Source organism: Pseudomonas sp. GD04158, from assembly GCF_029834875.1.
Lineage (GTDB): Bacteria > Pseudomonadota > Gammaproteobacteria > Pseudomonadales > Pseudomonadaceae > Aquipseudomonas > Aquipseudomonas hydrolytica.
The window spans coordinates 1-19569 of sequence record NZ_JAODYT010000033.1 but is presented as its reverse complement, the minus strand read 5'-3'; the positions used below and the strand labels follow the sequence as shown (position 1 = coordinate 19569).

At 65.8% G+C, this 19569-nt stretch carries 15 protein-coding genes; 11 read left to right on the top strand and 4 right to left on the bottom strand.

Translation table 11 applies throughout. The features are described from left to right. Positions 1-53: 53 nt before the first annotated feature. Positions 54-2465 carry a penicillin-binding protein 1A gene (locus N7333_RS13955; protein ID WP_129481891.1) on the top strand — a complete coding sequence of 804 codons (2412 nt, stop codon included), beginning with the start codon at positions 54-56 and terminating at the stop codon, positions 2463-2465. A gap of 65 nt (positions 2466-2530) precedes the next feature. Here N7333_RS13955 and N7333_RS13950 read toward each other — a convergent pair whose 3' ends face one another. From N7333_RS13950 to rpmE, 4 genes are all read right to left on the bottom strand, one after another. After that, positions 2531-3799, bottom strand: a complete 1269-nt coding sequence (locus N7333_RS13950; RefSeq protein ID WP_011920758.1) for a malic enzyme-like NAD(P)-binding protein — start codon at positions 3797-3799, stop codon at positions 2531-2533. Between the two features lie 104 nt (positions 3800-3903). Continuing rightward, on the bottom strand, positions 3904-5340 hold the full coding sequence (locus N7333_RS13945; protein ID WP_129481892.1) for a M48 family metalloprotease: 1437 nt from the start codon (positions 5338-5340) through the stop codon (positions 3904-3906). Continuing rightward, positions 5337-6137 carry a thermonuclease family protein gene (locus N7333_RS13940; RefSeq protein WP_129481893.1) on the bottom strand — a complete coding sequence of 267 codons (801 nt, stop codon included), beginning with the start codon at positions 6135-6137 and terminating at the stop codon, positions 5337-5339. Before N7333_RS13940 ends, N7333_RS13945 begins: the two co-directional genes overlap by 4 nt. 26 nt (positions 6138-6163) lie before the next feature. Then, a complete protein-coding gene (rpmE, locus tag N7333_RS13935) occupies positions 6164-6376 on the bottom strand; it encodes a 50S ribosomal protein L31 (protein ID WP_004372913.1) in 213 nt (70 codons plus the stop codon). Between the two features lie 156 nt (positions 6377-6532). On the opposite strand from rpmE, the gene N7333_RS13930 reads away from it, so the two are divergent. From N7333_RS13930 to N7333_RS13885, 10 genes are all read left to right on the top strand, one after another. Beyond that, positions 6533-8752 (top strand): primosomal protein N', encoded by a 2220-nt coding sequence (locus N7333_RS13930; RefSeq protein WP_129481894.1) that lies wholly within the window; start codon positions 6533-6535, stop codon positions 8750-8752. Between the two features lie 171 nt (positions 8753-8923). After that, positions 8924-10663, top strand: a complete 1740-nt coding sequence (gene argS / locus N7333_RS13925; RefSeq protein WP_129481895.1) for an arginine--tRNA ligase — start codon at positions 8924-8926, stop codon at positions 10661-10663. Next, positions 10664-11338, top strand: coding sequence for an SPOR domain-containing protein (locus tag N7333_RS13920; RefSeq protein ID WP_011920753.1), 675 nt, complete (start codon positions 10664-10666; stop codon positions 11336-11338). 96 nt (positions 11339-11434) lie between these two features. Further along, the gene (gene hslV, locus N7333_RS13915; RefSeq protein ID WP_129481896.1) at positions 11435-11965 is read left to right on the top strand and encodes an ATP-dependent protease subunit HslV; all 531 of its coding nucleotides are present in this window, start codon (positions 11435-11437) and stop codon (positions 11963-11965) included. A 39-nt stretch (positions 11966-12004) separates the two neighbouring features. After that, the gene (hslU, locus tag N7333_RS13910) at positions 12005-13345 is read left to right on the top strand and encodes an HslU--HslV peptidase ATPase subunit (RefSeq protein WP_011920752.1); all 1341 of its coding nucleotides are present in this window, start codon (positions 12005-12007) and stop codon (positions 13343-13345) included. An 81-nt stretch (positions 13346-13426) separates the two neighbouring features. Then, positions 13427-13798, top strand: coding sequence for a DUF971 domain-containing protein (locus N7333_RS13905; protein ID WP_011920751.1), 372 nt, complete (start codon positions 13427-13429; stop codon positions 13796-13798). Positions 13799-14186: 388 nt separating this feature from the next. Further along, positions 14187-15866, top strand: a complete 1680-nt coding sequence (gene phaC / locus N7333_RS13900; protein WP_004372926.1) for a class II poly(R)-hydroxyalkanoic acid synthase — start codon at positions 14187-14189, stop codon at positions 15864-15866. A gap of 153 nt (positions 15867-16019) precedes the next feature. Beyond that, positions 16020-16877, top strand: a complete 858-nt coding sequence (gene phaZ / locus N7333_RS13895; RefSeq protein WP_004372928.1) for a poly(3-hydroxyalkanoate) depolymerase — start codon at positions 16020-16022, stop codon at positions 16875-16877. A 208-nt stretch (positions 16878-17085) separates the two neighbouring features. Then, entirely contained in the window at positions 17086-18768 is a 1683-nt protein-coding gene (phaC, locus tag N7333_RS13890; RefSeq protein ID WP_129481897.1) for a class II poly(R)-hydroxyalkanoic acid synthase, read from the top strand. A gap of 71 nt (positions 18769-18839) precedes the next feature. After that, complete coding sequence (locus N7333_RS13885; protein ID WP_004372933.1) at positions 18840-19454, top strand: TetR/AcrR family transcriptional regulator; 615 nt, start codon at positions 18840-18842, stop codon at positions 19452-19454. The last annotated feature ends 115 nt before the right edge of the window (positions 19455-19569 follow it).

Here is a 19569-nt window from a genome sequence, read left to right as displayed (position 1 = left end):
TTTTTGCCTCGACTCCTGCTTAACTCATTCTTTTACTTGGAATTCCGAACATTTTGATACGCCTGCTGAAGTTCTTCTGGTGGTCTTGCGTTGCCGTTTTTTGTGGGCTGTTGCTCAGTTTGAGCGGTGCGTTTCTTTATCTTAGCCCGACCCTTCCGTCCGTCGAGTCGCTGCGCCAGGTGCAGTTGCAGATCCCGCTGCGCGTGTACAGCAGCGATGCCAAGCTGATCGCCGAATTCGGCGAGATGCGCCGCTCGCCCATCCGCTTCGATGAAATCCCCAAGGAGTTCATCAGTGCCCTGCTGGCCGCCGAGGACGATAATTTCGCCAACCATTATGGCGTCGATGTGACCAGTCTGATGCGCGCTGCCACGCAATTATTGAAGAGCGGGCAGATTCAGAGCGGCGGCAGCACCATCACCATGCAGGTGGCGAAGAACTTCTTCCTGACCAGCGAACGCAGCTTCTCGCGCAAGGCCACGGAGATCCTCCTGGCCCTGCAGATCGAACGCGAGCTGAGCAAGGACGAGATCCTCGAGCTCTACGTCAACAAGATCTACCTCGGCCACCGCGCCTATGGCATCGAGGCTGCCGCGCAGGTGTATTACGGCAAGTCGATTCGCGATCTGAACCTGGCGCAGATGGCCATGATCGCCGGACTGCCGAAGGCGCCGTCGCGCTACAACCCGCTGGTCAATCCGACCCGTGCCAAGGAACGCCGCGACTGGATTCTCGGCCGCCTCTACCGCCTCGGACGCATTGACCAGGCCAGCTACGAAACCGCCCTGGCGGAAGAAGTCGATGCCCGCTACCACGTCCCGGCGCCGGAGCTGAGCGCACCTTACATAGCCGAGATGGCACGCGCCGAGATGGTGGGTCGCTATGGCAGCGAGGCCTACACGGAAGGCTTCAACGTCACCACCACCGTCCCCAGCCATCTTCAGGAAGTGGCCAATACCGCGCTGCGCGAAGGGCTGATCGCCTACGATCAGCGTCACGGCTACCGCGGCCCCGAGAGCCGGCTACCGGGTCTGACCCGCGACGCCTGGCTGGCAGAGCTGGCCAAGTTCCGCTCCATTGGCGGCCTGGAACCGGCCGTGGTCACTCAGGTGGAAAAAAGCGGCGTCCTCGTCCTGACCCGCAACGGCGAAGAGCAGGCGGTGTCCTGGGACAGCATGAAATGGGCGCGCCCCTTCCTCAACACCAACAGCCTCGGCCCACGCCCCCAGCAACCGGCGGACGTGGCCCAGGTCGGCGACATCATTCGCGTGCAGCGTCAGGCGGACGAAAGCCTGCGCTTCATGCAGGTACCGGCGGCGCAAAGCGCGCTGGTCTCCCTCGACCCCTACAGCGGCGCCATTCAGGCACTGGTCGGCGGCTTCTCCTTCGACCAGAGCAACTACAACCGCGCCGTCCAGGCCAAGCGTCAGCCCGGCTCCAGCTTCAAGCCCTTCATCTATAGTGCCGCGCTGGACAATGGCTACACGGCCTCGACCCTGGTCAACGACGCGCCGATCATTCTCTCCGACGACTATCTGACGCAGAAGTGGCGCCCGAAGAACGACAACAACACCTTCCTCGGCCCGATTCGCATGCGCGAGGCGTTGTACAAGTCGCGCAACCTGGTGTCCATTCGCCTGCTGCAGGACATGGGCATCGACCGCAGCCTGCGCTACATCGAACGCTTCGGCTTCGCTCCGCAGGACCTGCCGCGCAACCTGTCCCTGGCCCTGGGCACCGCCAGCCTGACACCGCTGGAGATCGCCGAGGGCTGGGCCACCTTCGCCAACGGCGGCTACAAGATCGAGCCCTACCTGATCGAGCGCATCGATGATCGCCACGGCAAGCCGCTGTTCCGCGCCAACCCCGCGCGCGTACCCGGCAGCGAGCCGCCGGAGGAGATCGCCAATCTCGCCGTGAACGCCACCGACGACCTGCCGCCGGAAGAACCCAGGACGGCCGAACAGATCATCGACGAACGCACCGCCTACATCATGACCAGCATGCTGCAGGACGTGATCAAGCGCGGCACCGGTCGCCGCGCACTGGCCCTGGGCCGCGATGACCTGGCCGGTAAGACCGGCACCACCAACGAGTCCAAGGACAGCTGGTTCTCCGGCTACAACGCCGACTACGTGACCACCGTCTGGGCCGGTTTCGACCAACCGGAGAGCCTGGGTCGCCACGAGTATGGCGGCACCGTGGCCCTGCCGATCTGGATGAACTATATGGGCACAGTGCTCAAGGACCGCCCGAGCCATCTGCCGAAGGAACCCAAGGGCCTGCTGACCCTGCGCGTCGATCCGGTCAGCGGGCGCGCCGCAGCACCTGGCACCCCCGATGCCTACTTCGAGCTGTTCAAGAGCGAGGACTCGCCGCCGCCGATGAGCGAATTCGAACCGGGCATGGGCATTCCTGGCAGCCCGCTGCCGGCCGACGAGATGGCGCCAATCGATCTGTTCTGATCAGTGCCCGTCACCGAACAACAAAAAACCCGCCGAAGCGGGTTTTTTGTTGGCATCCGAACGGCTTAGCCGTTGAACACTTCATCCACCGACTGCAGCGGATAGTGCTTCGGATAGGGCAGAGTCGCCACGCCGGACTCGATCGCGGCCTTGGCCACGGCATCGCAGACCACGGTGATCAGACGCTGATCCATCGGCTTCGGAATGATGTACTCGCGGCCGAACTCCAGCTTGATGCCGCCGTAGGCATCGCATACATCCTGCGGTACCGGCAGCTTGGCCAGGTCACGCAGCGCCAGGGCAGCGGCGATCTTCATTTCTTCGTTGATGCGGGTGGCGCGCACGTCCAGGGCACCGCGGAAGATGAAGGGGAAGCCCAGCACGTTGTTGACCTGGTTCGGGTAGTCGGAACGACCGGTGGCCATGATCACGTCGCTGCGGGTCTCGTGCGCCAGCTCCGGCTTGATTTCCGGATCCGGGTTGGAGCAGGCGAAGACGATCGGGTTGGCCGCCATGCGCTTGAGGTCTTCCGGGCTCAGCAGGTTGGCACCGGACAGACCGACGAACACATCCGCGCCGTCGAGGGCATCGGACAGGGTGCGGCGGTCGGTTTCGTGAGCGAATACCGCCTTGTACTGGTTCAGGTCATCGCGGCCGGCGTGGATCACGCCCTTGCGGTCGATCATGAAGATGTTCTCGACCTTGGCGCCCATGCTCACCAGCAGCTTCATGCAGGAGATGGCCGCTGCGCCGGCGCCGAGGCAGACGATCTTGGCTTCTTCCAAGGTCTTGCCGGCGATTTCCAGGGCGTTGAGCATGCCGGCCGCGGTGACGATCGCGGTGCCGTGCTGGTCATCGTGGAACACCGGGATGTCGCATTGTTCGATCAGTGCGCGCTCGATCTCGAAGCACTCGGGGGCCTTGATATCTTCCAAGTTAATGCCGCCGAAGGTGATGGAGATGCGCTTTACGGTATCGATGAAAGCCTGCGGGCTCTCGGAATCGACCTCGATGTCGAACACGTCGATGCCGGCGAAACGCTTGAACAGCACACCCTTGCCTTCCATGACCGGCTTGGACGCCAGCGGGCCGAGGTTGCCCAGGCCGAGGATAGCGGTGCCATCGGAAATCACGGCGACCAGGTTGCCTTTACCGGTGTAACGGTAGGCCAGCTCGGCATCGCGGGCGATTTCGCGGACCGGCTCGGCGACACCCGGGCTGTAGGCCAGCGACAGGTCGCGGGCGGTAGCGGTGGCTTTGGTCAACTCGACGCTCAGCTTACCCGGGCGGGGCTGAGCGTGATATTCGAGAGCGGCAGTTTTTAGATCTGACATAGTGGCATTTCCGCTTTTGTTGGCTGTTGAACGGGCAGGCGGCCGAGGATACGCAAGTTGTATACAGCTGCACAAGACTGTTCGGTCGCTATTGAATCAGCCAGCTAGCGCAGGGTTTTCAGCCAGTCGCCAGCACGCGGCACACCGTCGGGATAGAGGCCATTGAGCAGGCGCAGCTGCGCTTCACCATTGCCCTGCTGGGGCACTTCCTTGGCCAGGGCCGCCAGGCTCTGCCCGGCCTTGGCCCGCACCAGATGCAGGCGCACCGGCTCGGCCAGCTTGCGCTCGTCGGCCTTGAGCGGCCGATAGCTGCGGATCACCTCGAGAAAGCGCTGATCCTCGGTTTCCAGCGACGCCCGCCCTCGCACCGCGGCGATGAACAGGTAGGCGTTATCGTCGCGGTAGATCACCGCCACGCGGCGCGCCGACTGCCCCTGCAAGACCGCCGTGTAGCCTTGCAGCGCGCCCAGGCGCAGCTCTTCCCCGGCCACCAGGCGTTGACTGCCGGCACGCTTGCGCAGGAACTCGGCCGGTGTCAGGCGCTTGTCCGCCGGCTCCAGCGTCATGGCGATGAAGGCCTGCTCATCGGCACTGTGGCCGATCAGCACGTCGGGGCGATTGACCAGCTGCCAGCCCTGCGGGTAGCTCAGGGTGAAGTCCAGCTCGCCGTGATAGAAATGCCGCCCGCGACGGATGCCGCTGGCGGCCGAATCACCGAAGACCAGGCCATCGAGCATCTGCAGGAAGGCGTCGCGCCCCACTTCCTGATTGCCGACCGCCAGCGCGCGCGCCGGACCTATCACCTCCTGCAGGCGGCGGTCATTGTCGGGATGGGTGTCGAACAGACCATGATAACCACCCGCTGCCGGCGCCTCGCCACGCTTGGCAGCCTGCGCGCGCGCGAAGTCCTCCTGGTTCTTCAGCACCTTGACCACCTCGATCATGGCCTGCGGGTCATAGCCGCTGCGCGCCAGATACTGCGCGCCGAGGCCGTCGGCCTCCAGTTCCATGTCGCGACCGTAACCACGCACGAAGGCATTGCCCATGACATTGGTCAGGTCGCCGACCGCCCCCACGCCGGTGCCGATGGCGGCCGCGTGGCCGAGCAGGCTCCAGGCGGTCGACTGACTCTGCTGGCGCACGCTGTGGCGGGCCGTGACATGGCCGACCTCATGCCCCAGCACGGCAGCCAGTTCGGCCTCGGAATTGAGATAGGCGAGCAACCCGCGGTGGATGTAGATATAGCCGCCAGGCAAGGCGAAGGCGTTGATGTCCGGACTGTCGACCAGGGTGAACACGTAATTGAGCTGATTGCGATGGCTGCTGCGCGCCACCCGCTCGCCGACGCGCTGGATATAGGCCTGCAGCCCGGCATCCTCGTAGCGTGGGTACTGCTTGAGGATCTCCTGGTTGTAACGGGCGCCGAGGTCGAGCTCCTGGCGCTCGCTCATCATCACGAAATCGGTGCGACCGGTAGCCGGGTTGACGGCGCATCCGGCCAGCCAGCTGCAGATCAGACAGAGCGTCAACGCACGCATCATGGCAACACCTCCAGCATCGCCGAATGGGTAAGCGGCAGCATCCAGCGTGCCTGCCCGTTTTTCAAGCCGCCACGCGACTGGCGATCGATGACCCAGCCGCGCGCCTCCACGCGCCGCCCTTCGAGGCGCTGCAGGGCGCGTGCGTCGAACTGATCGAGCAACTCCGGCGCCACACGCAGCACCCTGCCGCCATCGAGCTCGAGCCAGAGACCGCCTCGATTGCGCTGCACCTCGCGCACCCGACCGCCCAGCAGGGCGAACCCGCCGCCACGCAGCTGCCCGGCCAGCTTCACCTGGTCCTGCCGCCACAGCCCCAGACGTGCATTGCGCGCCTGGCGCTCGGCCGCGGCGTGGCAACTCGCCAGTTCGGCATTCGGCGCGACCGCCACCATGAAACCCAGCCCCTCGCCCAGCAGCTGAGCCTCCAGATTGCGCCCCTGGTGGTCGTAGAGATGGGCCAGGGTGCGCCCGTAACGATCCTTGCGCTGCTTGCCGTAACGCAGGCCGACGTGCCCGTCGCTGGCATCGACCAGCGCCTGCAGACGGCGCTTGGCCTGTACCGCGAACGGTTCGTCAGGGCGCCCCTTGCGCCCCAGCTCGGGGGCATTGAGGCCGATCAGACGGACGCTGCGCCCATCCACCAGGCGCACCGTGTCGCCATCGACCACCTGGCGCACGGCGACCTGGGCAAGATCGCCGCGCAGCGGGCAGAAGGCCTGGGCCAGGTCGATACAGAGAAGAGAAATGAAAAAGGCGCCCACCAGGGACGCCTTTTTCAGTATCACGGAGTGGCGCATGCCAGATTCCGCTGTCGCTCGGTCGCTTACTTGGCGCCGAACACGCCGAAGCGCTGCTTGAAGCGATCGATACGGCCGCCGGTGTCCAGCACCTTCTGCTTGCCGGTATAGAACGGGTGGCACTCGGAGCAGACGTCCAGGCTGATGTTCTTGCCAATGGTGGAGCGGGTCTTGATCACGTTGCCGCAGGAGCAGGTGGCGTCGATCTCGACGTAGTTCGGATGGATATCGGCTTTCATGGTGCTTTCCTCGGGGTAGTCGTGCCGCCACCCGACCAATGTCAGGCACCGCACAGAAATAGGCCGCGCATCTTACCAGACGCGTCGTCCGATGCAAGCCGCGCGGGGCGCCGGCCGTCGCGTGCTAATATCGCCGGCCTGTCCATGGAGGCTCGTGTGCCCGATCTGATCCTGCGCCTCGCCCTGCCCTCGCCGCTGCGCCGCCTGTTCGACTACCGCGCCCCTGCCGGCGTGCCGCGCAGCGCGCTGCAGCCCGGCGTGCGCCTGCGTGTGCCGTTCGGCCGACGCGAGATCATCGGCGTTCTGGTGGAGGTGGACAGCCAGAGCGAGGTGCCGGCGGACAAGCTCAAGCCGGCCCTGCAACTGCTCGATGCCCGCCCACCACTGCCAGCCCCGCTGTTCAAGCTGTGCCTGTGGACGGCGCAGTACTACCAGCACAGCCTCGGCGACACCCTGAGCTGGGCATTGCCGGTGCTGTTGCGCCAGGGCGAGCCGGCGGAGACGCGCCAGGAGCGCTTCTGGCTGGTCAACAGCGGTGCCAGCGTCGACGATCCGCGCCTGGCTCGTGCGCCGCGCCAGCGCGAGGCGCTCAAGGCCCTGGCACAACACCCGCATGGCGTCGCCCACGGCCTGCTCAGCCAGCTGCAGCTCAACCGCGACAGCCTGCAGCTGCTCCACGAGAAAGGGCTGGTGCGCGTGGAAGTGCGTCGCACCCAGCCCCATGCCAAGCCGGCGCACTGGCTGGCGCAACCGGAGCTGCCGCTCAACGCCGAGCAGCGCGCGGCGGTGAATGCCGTGGCGTCGGGCTGGGGTCAGTTCAATGCCTTCCTGCTGGCCGGCATTACCGGCAGCGGCAAGACCGAGGTCTACCTGCAACTGATCCACCAGTGCCTGGCAGCCGGCAAGCAGGCGCTGGTGCTGATCCCCGAGATCAACCTCGGCCCGCAGACCTTCGATCGCTTCGCTCGCCGCTTCAATGCGCGCATCGCCCTGCTGCACTCGGCGGTGAACGACCGCGAGCGCCTGGATGCCTGGCTGGCCGCGCGCGATGGCGAGGCCGACATCATCATCGGCACCCGCTCGGCACTGTTCACGCCGATGAAGAACCCTGGGTTGATCATCGTCGACGAAGAACACGACGCCTCCTATAAACAGCAGGAAGGTCTGCGCTATCACGCCCGTGACCTGGCGCTGGTTCGCGCGCGCCAGGAGAACCTGCCCATCGTGCTGGGCTCGGCCACGCCCTCGCTGGAAAGCCTGCACAACGCCCACAGCGGCCGCTACGCCCTGCTCAAGCTGACCCAGCGCGCCGGCGGCGCCAGCCAGCCGCGCTTCCTGCGCCTGGATGTGAAGAGCCGGCCACTCGACTCGGGCATTTCCGGGCCGATGCAGCAGGCCATCGCCCAGACCCTGGCCGCCGGCCAGCAGGTGCTGGTGTTCCTCAACCGCCGCGGCTTCGCCCCGACCCTGCTGTGCCACGACTGCGGCTGGCTATCGGAATGCCCACGCTGCGATGCGCGCATGACCGTGCACCAGCGCCATCGGGAACTGCGCTGCCATCACTGCGGGCATGTCGAGCGGCAGCCGAGCAATTGCCCCAAGTGCCAGCACGTCGACCTGCGCCCGGTCGGCGCCGGCACCGAACGCGCCGAGGAGCGTCTGGCGGTGCTGTTCCCCGACCATCCGGTGCTGCGCATCGACCGCGACAGCACCTCGCGCAAGGGCGCCATGGACCGGCTGTTCGCCACCATCAACAAGGGCGAGCCGTGCATCCTGGTCGGTACCCAGATGCTCGCCAAGGGGCATCACTTCCCACGGGTGACGCTGGTGTCGATTCTCGATGCCGATGGCGGCCTGTTCTCCGCGGACTTTCGCGCCAGCGAACGCATGGCGCAGCTGATCGTGCAGGTTGCCGGGCGCGCCGGACGTGCCGAGGAACCGGGCAAGGTGATCATCCAGAGCCACCTGGCCGACCATCCGCTGCTGGTACAGCTGACCGAGCAGGGCTACTTCGCCTTCGCCGAACAGGCGCTCAGTGAACGCCGCAGCGCCGGCCTGCCGCCCTTCTGCCACCTGGCCCTGCTGCGTGCCGAGGCGCACAAGCCCGGCCAGGCCGAGAGCTTTCTCGACGAGGCCTGCAACGAAGCCGAGCACCTGCTGGGCGAGCTGGGCCTGTCCGGCATCGAACTGCTCGGCCCGGTGCCGGCGCCGATGGAACGCCGCGCCGGACGCTTCCGCGCGCAGTTGCTGCTGCAGGGCAATGCCCGTGCGCCGCTGCATCGCCTGCTGACGCCCTGGCTGCAGGCGCTGGAGCAGATGCCCGGCGGCCGTGCGGTGCGCTGGTCGCTGGACGTCGATCCGATCGACCTGTTCTGAACGCACCAGTGCTTCCCCAAACCTAGGGTGCACCGTGCGCACCAGCTCGTAGATTCGCAACCAGGCAACCCTTGATGCGCAGCGCGCAGCCCACAAGTTATGGCCTGCCGCTGGTCGCTGCTTCTATAATGCGCAGTTTTCGACCAAAGCCCCAGGCAACCCGAGCCGAACATGAAAGACAGCATTCGCCACCTGATCCAGCAAGCCCTCGACCGCCTGACCGCCGATGGCGTGCTGCCGGTTGGCCTGACCCCGGCCATCCAGGTGGAGAACACCAAGGACAAGAGCCACGGCGACTTCGCCAGCAATATCGCCATGATGCTGGCCAAACCGGCCGGCATGAAGCCGCGCGACCTGGCCGAAAAGCTGATCGCGGCCCTGCCGGCCGACGACGGTATCGCCAAGGTGGAAATCGCCGGCCCAGGCTTCCTCAATTTCTTCCAGAACAGCGACGCCCTGGCCCAGCGCCTGGAGGCGGCACTGGCCGACGCCAAGCTCGGCGTACATAAGAACGGCCCGGCGCAGCGCGTGGTGGTCGACCTCTCGGCGCCCAACCTGGCCAAGGAAATGCACGTCGGCCACCTGCGCTCGACCATCATCGGCGACGGCGTGGCGCGGGTGCTGGAGTTTCTCGGCGACACGGTGATCCGCCAGAACCATGTCGGCGACTGGGGCACCCAGTTCGGCATGCTGCTGGCCTACATGCAGGAAAACCCGGCCGCCGCCGAAAGCGAGCTGGCCGACCTGGAGGGCTTCTACCGCGCAGCGAAGAAGCGCTTCGACGAATCGCCCGAGTTCGCCGACCGCGCCCGCGAACTGGTGGTCCAGCTGCAGGCCGGCGACGCCGAGTGCCTGCGCCTGTGGCACCGTTTCAACGACATCTCCCTGTCGCACTGCCAGGCACTGTACGACCGCCTCGGCGTCAAGCTCTCCATGGCCGACGTCAAGGGCGAAAGCGCCTATAACGACGACCTGCCGCGGGTGGTCGCCGACCTCGCCGCCAAGGGCCTGCTGACCGAGGACAACGGTGCCCAGTGCGTGTTCATGGACGAGTTCAAGAACGCCGAAGGCAACCCGCTGCCGCTGATCGTGCAGAAGGCCGGCGGCGGCTACCTGTACGCCACCACCGACTTGGCTGCGACCCGCTACCGCGCGGGCGTGCTCAAGGCCGACCGTGTGCTGTACTTCGTCGACCAGCGCCAGGCCCTGCATTTTCAGATGGTCTTCGCCTGTGCCCGCCTGGCCGGTTTCGTCCCCGCCAGCATGGAGCTGGAGCACATGGGCTTCGGCACCATGAACGGCCCGGACGGCCGCCCGTTCAAGACCCGCGACGGCGGCACCGTTAAGCTGGTGCAACTGCTCGACGAGGCCGAGCAGCGCGCCTATGAGCTGGTCAAGAGCAAGAACCCGGAATTGGCCGAGGACGAGCTGCGCCGCATCGCCCGCGTGGTCGGCATCGCCTCGGTGAAGTACGCCGACCTGTCCAAGCACCGCACCAGCGACTACAGCTTCAACTTCGACCTGATGCTGAGCTTCGAGGGCAACACCGCGCCCTACCTGCTGTACGCCTACACCCGCGTGGCCGGCGTGTTCCGCAAGCTGGGCAAGGGCATCGACGAGATCGGCGGCCGGATCGCCCTGGTCGCCGAGCAGGAACAGGCCCTGGCCGCCAAGCTGGCGCAGTTTGGCGAGCTGCTCGCCAGCGTCGCCGACAAGGGCACGCCGCACATGCTGTGCAGCTACCTGTACGACCTGGCCGGGCTGTTCTCCAGCTTCTACGAGAACTGCCCGATTCTCGCCGCCGAAGACGAGGCCACCCGTGACAGCCGCCTGCGCCTGACCGCCCTGACCGGCCGCACGCTCAAGCAGGGCCTGGAGCTGCTCGGCCTGGAAACCCTGGAGCGCATGTAAATGGCAGCGCGCAAGAAACCGGCACCCAAGCGCGGCGCCAGCCGCTACCAGGCGCCAGCCAAGAAGCCGGTACCCGGCTGGATCTGGCTGGCCTGCGGCCTGGTGGTCGGCGGTTTCTTCATGTTCCTGTTCAGCCTCGAGCCGGGCCGCGACGAGATCAAGCGCGACCGCGGCGAACAGGCGCGCACGACCAAGCCCGAGCCGAAACCGGCACCGGCCGAGCCGGCGCGGCCCAAGTACGACTTCTATACCCTGCTGCCGGAATCCGAAGTGATTCTGCCGCAGGCCCTGGAAGAGACCCCGCCTGCGCCGCCGGCGCAGAAACCGGTGACGCCCGAGGAGGCGGCGAAGATCGACGCCGCCCGCGCCCAGGCCGCGCTCAATGGCGAAGTGCCCCCGCCGCCACCGCCGGTGATCGCCAGCGCCCCGGTCACCACCCAGTTCTTCCTCCAGGCCGGCTCGTTCCGCAAACGCGACGACGCCGACAGCCTGCGCGCGCAGATCATCCTGCTCGGCCAGAACGTGCGGGTGGAAACCGGCAAGGTGCGCGAGGAAACCTGGCACCGCGTGCTGGTCGGCCCCTTCGCCAGCCGCGAACAACTGGCAGCCGCGCAGAAGACCCTGGCCGGCAACGGTTTCAGCAACCTGCTGTTACAGCAGCGCCAGGTCCGCTGATCGACCTTTCTCCCGCCGCCGGTTGAAAAGCCGCGGCGGGCACCCCATCTGAGTTTCCATTCGGGCAATTCGCCCCGCAGCGCGGAGACTCTTCCCTTGACCACCATCGTTTCAGTACGCCGCCACGGCAAGGTCGTGATGGCTGGCGACGGCCAGGTATCCCTCGGCAACACCGTGATGAAAGGCAACGCCAAGAAGGTCCGGCGCCTGTACCACGGCCAGGTGCTGGCCGGCTTCGCCGGTGCCACCGCCGACGCCTTCACCCTGTTCGAACGCTTCGAGGGCCAGCTGGAGAAACACCAGGGCCACCTGGTGCGCGCCGCCGTCGAGTTGGCCAAGGACTGGCGCACCGACCGCAGCCTGAGCCGCCTGGAAGCCATGCTGGCGGTAGCCAACAAGGACGCCTCGCTGATCATCACCGGCAATGGCGACGTCGTCGAACCCGAGGAAGGCCTGATCGCCATGGGCTCCGGCGGCAACTTCGCCCAGGCGGCCGCACGCGCCCTGCTGATAAAGACCGATCTGTCCGCCCTCGAAGTGGCCCAGACCGCCCTGGGCATCGCCGGCGACATCTGCGTGTTCACCAACCACCACCAGACCATCGAGGAACTGGACGCCGCCGAGTAGCGTCCACTGCCTCACAGTTTTCGATAGCGAGCCAGATCCATGTCCATGACGCCCCGCGAGATCGTCCACGAACTCAACCGCCACATCATCGGCCAGGACGACGCCAAGCGCGCCGTGGCCATCGCCCTGCGCAACCGCTGGCGGCGCATGCAGCTGCCGGCCGATCTGCGCCAGGAAGTCACGCCGAAGAACATCCTGATGATCGGCCCCACCGGTGTCGGCAAGACCGAGATCGCCCGGCGCCTGGCCAAGCTGGCCAATGCGCCCTTCCTCAAAGTGGAGGCCACCAAGTTCACCGAGGTCGGTTACGTCGGCCGCGACGTCGAGTCGATCATCCGCGACCTGGCCGATGCGGCCGTGAAGATGCTGCGCGAGCAGGAAATGACCAAGGTCCGTCACCGCGCCGAGGACGCCGCCGAGGAGCGCATTCTCGATGCCCTGCTGCCGCCCGCACGTCAGGCCTTCGGCGACGAGCCGGTGCGCAGCGAGGATTCCAACACCCGCCAGCTGTTCCGCAAACGCCTGCGCGAAGGCCAGCTCGACGACAAGGAAATCGACATCGAGGTGGCCGAGTCACCCATGGGCGTGGAGATCATGACCCCGCCGGGCATGGAGGAGATGACCAGCCAGCTGCAGAACCTGTTCGCCGGCCTCGGCAAGGGCAAGAAGAAGAGCCGCAAGCTCAAGGTGGCCGATGCGCTGAAGCTGGTGCGCGACGAGGAAGCCGCGCGCCTGGTCAACGAGGAAGAGCTCAAGGCCCGCGCCCTGGAAGCGGTGGAGCAGCACGGCATCGTCTTCATCGACGAGATCGACAAGGTGGCCAAGCGCGGCAATACCGGCGGCGCCGACGTCTCCCGCGAGGGCGTGCAGCGCGACCTGCTGCCGCTGATCGAGGGCTGCACGGTCAACACCAAGCTGGGCATGGTCAAGACCGACCATATCCTGTTCATCGCCTCCGGCGCCTTCCACCTGGCCAAGCCCAGCGACCTGGTGCCCGAGCTGCAGGGCCGCCTGCCGATCCGTGTCGAGCTCAAGGCCCTGAGCCCTCAGGACTTCGAGCGCATCCTCACCGAACCGCATGCCTCGCTCACCGAACAGTACGCCGCGCTGCTCAAGACCGAGGGGCTGAACATCGAGTTCGCCGAGGAGGGCATCAAGCGCCTGGCCGAGATCGCCTGGCAGGTCAACGAGAAGACCGAGAACATCGGTGCACGTCGCCTGCACACCCTGCTCGAACGTCTGCTGGAAGAGGTGTCCTTCAGCGCCGGCGATCTCGCCGGCCAGCAGAGCGGCGAGCCGATCCGCATCGACGCCGCCTACGTCAACGGCCACCTCGGTGAACTGGCGCAGGACGAAGACCTGTCGCGCTATATTCTGTAAGCCCGTAGCCCGGACTCAGTCCGCGGGCGCTCGCAAGCGTCCCGGATTGCATCCGGGCTGCATCGTTTCAGGAGCTCTCTCATGCCCATCCCCAGCGCGATCAAACTGCACAAGGCCTCCAGGACCCTGGAGCTGCGCTACGGCGAGCAGAGCTATCGGCTCAGCGCCGAGTTCCTCCGGGTGCACTCGCCCTCGGCCGAGGTACAGGGCCACGGCAAGCCGATCCTGCAGACCGGCAAGCTCAATGTCGGCCTCAGCAGCCTCGAGCCGGCGGGCAACTATGCACTGAAACTGTGCTTCGACGACGGCCATGACAGCGGTTTGTACACCTGGGACTACCTGTACCAGCTGGCGACCCAGCAGGAGCAGCTGTGGGCCGACTACCTGGCGCAGCTCAGCGCCGCCGGCCAATCGCGCGACCCCAACGAGTCGGTCGTGCGCCTGATGCTCTGAGCGGCCCCCCCCCGGTCGCAGGCGCGCGCAGCATCGCCCGCATCTCGCTCGGCTCGTTCCTGGTTGCCGGCGGTGCGCACAGCCCCCTACGCCAGCTTCACGACAAAGCCTCGCCATAGAGCGGCTGCCTCTACCCGCCCCACCCGATCCCTGCAGTTAGGGCGCGTTTTCTAATCTATCGCGGCATACTCCGGCGCCATCGACCAGCTTGCTTAACTTCAAAAACTCGGGTAACCAAGGAACTGGCAGGTTCCCTGCATTTGGCTGCGCCAGGTGCAACGAAAGATGCGGACTCGATCCGCCCCCGGTAACCCGAGCAGTACCAGGCCCTGTGTCGCCGTGCGCGCCAACACGCCGGTATTCGTCTCAGGACAATGGAGCGTCGTAGATGAGTGATAAGAACAACGAAGACCTGAAACGCCAGGCCTCGGAAAACACCCTGGGACTCAACCCGGTGATCGGTATCCGCGGCAAGGATCTCCTGACATCTGCCCGCATGGTGCTCGCCCAGGCGCTCAAGCAACCCTTCCATAGCGTCAAGCATGTCGCTCACTTCGGCCTCGAACTGAAGAACGTCATGCTCGGCCAGTCCGAGCTCAAGCCCGAAGACGGCGACCGCCGCTTCGCCGACCCGGCCTGGAGCCAGAACCCGCTGTACCGCCGCTACCTGCAGACCTACCTGGCCTGGCGCAAGGAGCTGCACGACTGGATCGAGCACAGCTCACTGTCCGAGCAGGACGCCAGCCGCGGCCACTTCGTCATCAACCTGATGACCGAGGCCATGGCGCCCTCCAACAGCATGGCCAACCCGGCTGCGGTCAAACGCTTCTTCGAGACCGGCGGCAAGAGCCTGCTCGACGGCCTCTCGCACCTGGCCAAGGACATGATTCACAACGGTGGCATGCCCAGCCAGGTGAACATGGCCGCCTTCGAGGTCGGCAAGAACCTGGCCACCACCGAGGGCGCCGTGGTGTTTCGCAACGACGTGCTGGAGCTGATCCAGTACAAGCCGATCACCGAGAGCGTGCATGAGCGTCCGCTGCTGGTGGTGCCGCCGCAGATCAACAAGTTCTACGTCTTCGACCTGTCGCCGGACAAGAGCCTGGCGCGCTTCCTCCTGCGCAGCCAGGTACAGACCTTCGTGGTCAGCTGGCGCAACCCGACCAAGGCGCAGCGCGAGTGGGGCCTGTCCACCTACATCGAGGCGCTCAAGGAAGCCATCGACGTCATCTGCGCCATCACCGGCAGCAAGGACGTCAACATGCTCGGCGCCTGCTCCGGCGGCCTGACCACCGCCTCCCTGCTCGGCCACTATGCCGCCCTCGGCGAGCAGAAGGTGCATGCCCTGACCCTGCTGGTCAGCGTGCTCGACACCCAGCTCGACACCCAGGTCGCCCTGTTCGCCGACGAGAAGACCCTGGAGGCGGCCAAGCGCCGCTCCTACCAGGCCGGTGTGCTGGAAGGCAGCGACATGGCCAAGGTGTTCGCCTGGATGCGCCCCAACGACCTGATCTGGAACTACTGGGTCAACAACTACCTGCTGGGCAACGAGCCGCCGGTGTTCGACATCCTCTACTGGAACAACGACACCACGCGCCTGCCGGCCGCCCTGCATGGCGAATTCATCGAGATGTTCCAGACCAACCCGCTGACCCGCCCGGGTGCGCTGGAAGTCTGCGGCACGCCGATCGACCTGAAGCAGGTCACCTGCGACTTCTTCGTCGTGGCCGGCACCACCGACCACATCACCCCCTGGGATTCCTGCTACAAGTCGGCCCACCTGTTCGGTGGCAAGTGCGAGTTCGTGCTGTCCAACAGCGGCCATATCCAGAGCATCCTCAACCCGCCGGGCAATCCCAAGGCGCGCTACATGACCAACAGCGAGATGCCGCTGGATCCCAAGGCCTGGCAGGAAAGTTCGACCAAGCACGCCGACTCCTGGTGGCTGCACTGGCAAGGCTGGCTGGCCGAGCGCTCCGGCGCGACCAAGGCTGCGCCGAGCAAACTGGGCAACAAGAAATACCCGGCCGGCGAAGCCGCGCCGGGCACCTATGTGCACGAACGCTGATTCGGCGCACCTTGCGCACCACTGCCCGCGGCACTCGGAAGTGCCGCTCGCCGCGACGGCCTGGCCGAGCGCGGTGAACCAGGTTCGCCCTGGTCATTCTGGCAACGGCCGGGACGGTCGTTGTCAGCGTTTCAACCGATAGGGCCTGCGCGCATGCCGTCATCTTTCGTATTTCGCACCATCGACCTCGATGGGCAAACCATCCGCACCGCGGTGCGCCCCGGCAAGGGGCCGCTGGTGCCGCTGCTGATCTTCAACGGCATCGGCGCCAACCTGGAGCTGGTGATGCCCTTCGTCGCCGCACTCGACCCGGACCTGGAAGTGATCGCCTTCGACGTGCCCGGCGTCGGTGGCTCGTCCACGCCCACCACGCCCTATCGCTTTCCCGGGCTGGCCAAGCTGGCCGCGCGCATGCTCGATTACCTCGACTACGGCCAGGTCAATGCCATCGGCGTTTCCTGGGGTGGAGCCCTGGCTCAGCAGTTCGCCCATGACTACCCGGAACGCTGCAAGAAGCTGATCCTCGCCGCCACCTCGGCCGGCGCGGTGATGGTGCCGGGCAAGCCCAAGGTGCTCTGGCGCATGGCCAGTCCGCGGCGCTACATCCAGCCGTCCTATGGCGTGCGCATCGCCCCGGATATCTACGGCGGTGCCTTCCGCCGCGATCCCAAGCTGGCCATGGCGCATGCCAGCAAGGTGCGCTCCGGCGGCAAGATGGGCTACTACTGGCAGCTGTTCGCCGGCCTCGGCTGGACCAGCATCCATTGGCTGCACAAGATTCGTCAGCCCACCCTGGTGATGGCCGGCGACGACGATCCGCTGATCCCGCTGATCAACATGCGCCTGCTGGCCTGGCGCATCCCCAACGCCGAGCTGCACGTGATCGACGACGGCCACCTGTTCCTGGTGACCCGCGCCGAAGCCGTGGCGCCCATCATCATGAAGTTTCTCGAGGAGGAACGTCAGCGTGCGGTGATGCACCCGCAGCCTGCACCATTGCGCCAGCATTGACCGCACCAGCAGAGTGCGCAATGGTCGCGTTGCTCGACCAAGGGGCCGCCAGTGGCCTCTGACATTTCCGACGCGGCGGTCTGGAATGCACTTCCTGCGCGTCTGGTACAGGGCTTGCTGAAAAAGCTGGACGTAGGCGAAGGCACACGTTAAGCCCTGAACCCGTGCCTTGAAGTCTCTAGACGGTTTGACGACGGAGTGTTGCCCCATGCGAGACAAGTCGAATCCGGCGCCCCTGCCGGCACCTGCCACCTTCATGAACGCCCAGAGCGCCGTGGTCGGCGTCCGCGGACGCGATCTGCTATCCACCATGCGCCTGCTCGCCGTGCAGGGGCTGAAGAGCCCGGTGCGCAGCAGCCGTCATCTGCTGGCCTTCGGCAGCCAGCTCGGCCGGGTGCTGCTCGGCGACACCCTGCACAAGGTCAATCCGCAGGACGCGCGTTTCGCCGACCCCACCTGGCACCTCAACCCCTTCTATCGGCGCAGCCTGCAGGCCTATCTGGCCTGGCAGAAGCAACTGAGCGCCTGGATCGACGACAGCGACCTGTCCCCGGACGATCGCGCCCGCGCGCGCTTTCTCGCCTCCCTGATGAGCGATGCCCTGTCGCCATCCAACAGCCCGCTCAATCCGCAGGCGGTCAAGGAACTGTTCAACACCGGCGGCAGCAGCCTGCTCAAGGGCGTGCGCCATCTGTTCGACGATCTGCTGCACAACAACGGCCTGCCCAGCCAGGTCAGCAAGCACGCCTTCGAGGTCGGTCGCAACCTGGCCTGCACGCCCGGCGCGGTGGTGTTTCGCAACGAGCTGCTGGAGCTGATCCAGTACAAGCCGATGAGCGAAAGGCAGTACCTGCGCCCGCTGCTGATCGTGCCGCCGCAGATCAACAAGTACTACATATTCGACCTGTCCAACGACAAAAGCTTCGTCCAGTACGCCCTGAAGAACGGGCTGCAGACCTTCATGATCAGTTGGCGCAACCCCGACCCGCGCCATCGCGAATGGGGTCTGTCGAGCTACGTGCAGGCCGTCGAGGAAGCCATCGAGGCCTGCCGCGCCATCAGCGGCAGCAAGGAGGTCAACCTGCTCGGCGCCTGCGCCGGCGGCCTCACCATCGCCGCGCTGCAGGGCCATCTGCAGGCGCGCCGACAGCTGCGCAAGGTATCCAGCGCCACCTACATGGTCAGCCTGCTGGACAGCCAGATCGACAGCCCGGCCATGCTGTTCGCCGATGAACAGACGCTGGAATCGGCCAAGCGCCGCTCCTATCAGCAGGGCGTGCTGGACGGTCGCGACATGGCCAGGGTGTTCGCCTGGATGCGCCCCAATGACCTGATCTGGAATTACTGGGTCAACAACTACCTGCTCGGCAAGCAGCCGCCGGCCTTCGACATCCTCTACTGGAACAACGACAACACACGCCTGCCGGCCGCCCTGCATGGCGATCTGCTCGACTTCTTCAAGCACAACCCGCTGCGCCGTGCCGGCGGTCTGGAGGTGTGCGGTACGCCGGTGGATCTGACCAAGGTCAACGTCGACAGCTTCAGCGTGGCCGGCATCAACGACCACATCACCCCCTGGGACGCGGTCTATCGCTCGACCCTGCTGCTGGGCGGCAACCGCCGTTTCGTCCTGTCCAACAGCGGCCATATCCAGAGCATCCTCAACCCGCCGGGCAACCCCAAGGCCAACTACTACGAGAATGCCAAGCTCACCTCGGACCCGCGCGCCTGGTTCCACGACGCCCAGCATCAGCAGGGCAGCTGGTGGCCGCAGTGGCTGGAGTGGATCCAGGCGCGCTCCGGTGAGCAGCGCGAAACCGTGATGGTGCTGGGCAACCAGAACCATCCGCCGATGGAGGCGGCCCCCGGCACCTACGTGCATATCCGTTGAAAGCCATGGCCGGCAATCTGCCGGCCGGTTATCGTCACCCTTTCCGCGCCACGACCAACAAGAAGCCACGGATGAAGACCCGCGAGCGCATCCTGCAAGCCGCCCTGCAGTTGTTCAACGAACAGGGCGAACCCAACGTCTCGACCCTGGAGATCGCCAACGAGCTGGACATCAGCCCGGGCAATCTCTACTACCACTTTCACGGCAAGGAGCCGCTGGTGCTGGAGCTGTTCGAACGCTTCCAGGCCGAGATGGCGCCGCTGCTCGATCCACCAGCCGATGCCGAGCTGGACGTCGAGGATTACTGGCTGTTCCTGCACCTGATCGTCGAACGCCTGGCGCAGTACCGCTTTCTGTTCCAGGACCTGTCCAACCTGGCGGGGCGCCTGCCGAAACTGGCGCGCGGCATCCGTCACTGGCTGAATGCACTCAAACGCACGCTGGCGGCCCTGCTCGCCCGGCTGATGGCCGACGGGCAGCTGGTCAGCGGCACCCAGGCGCTCGGTCAGCTGGTGGAGCAGATCACCCTGACCCTGCTGTTCTCCCTCGACTACCAGCGCATCCTCGATCAGGAAGGCGAAGTACGCCTGGTGGTGTACCAGATCATGATGCTCGTTGCGCCCCATCTGGCGCAGCCGTCACGAGGCACTGTCGAGCATCTGGCGCAGCGCTATCTGGAAGCCTGAGGCGCATTGCTGGCTGGGCGCTCCCCTGGGGCGAGAAACGAAAACGCCCGGCACTAGGCCGGGCGTTTTCAGTCCCGAGAAACTCAGGACGGGGTGGCTGGAGTTGCCGGGGTGG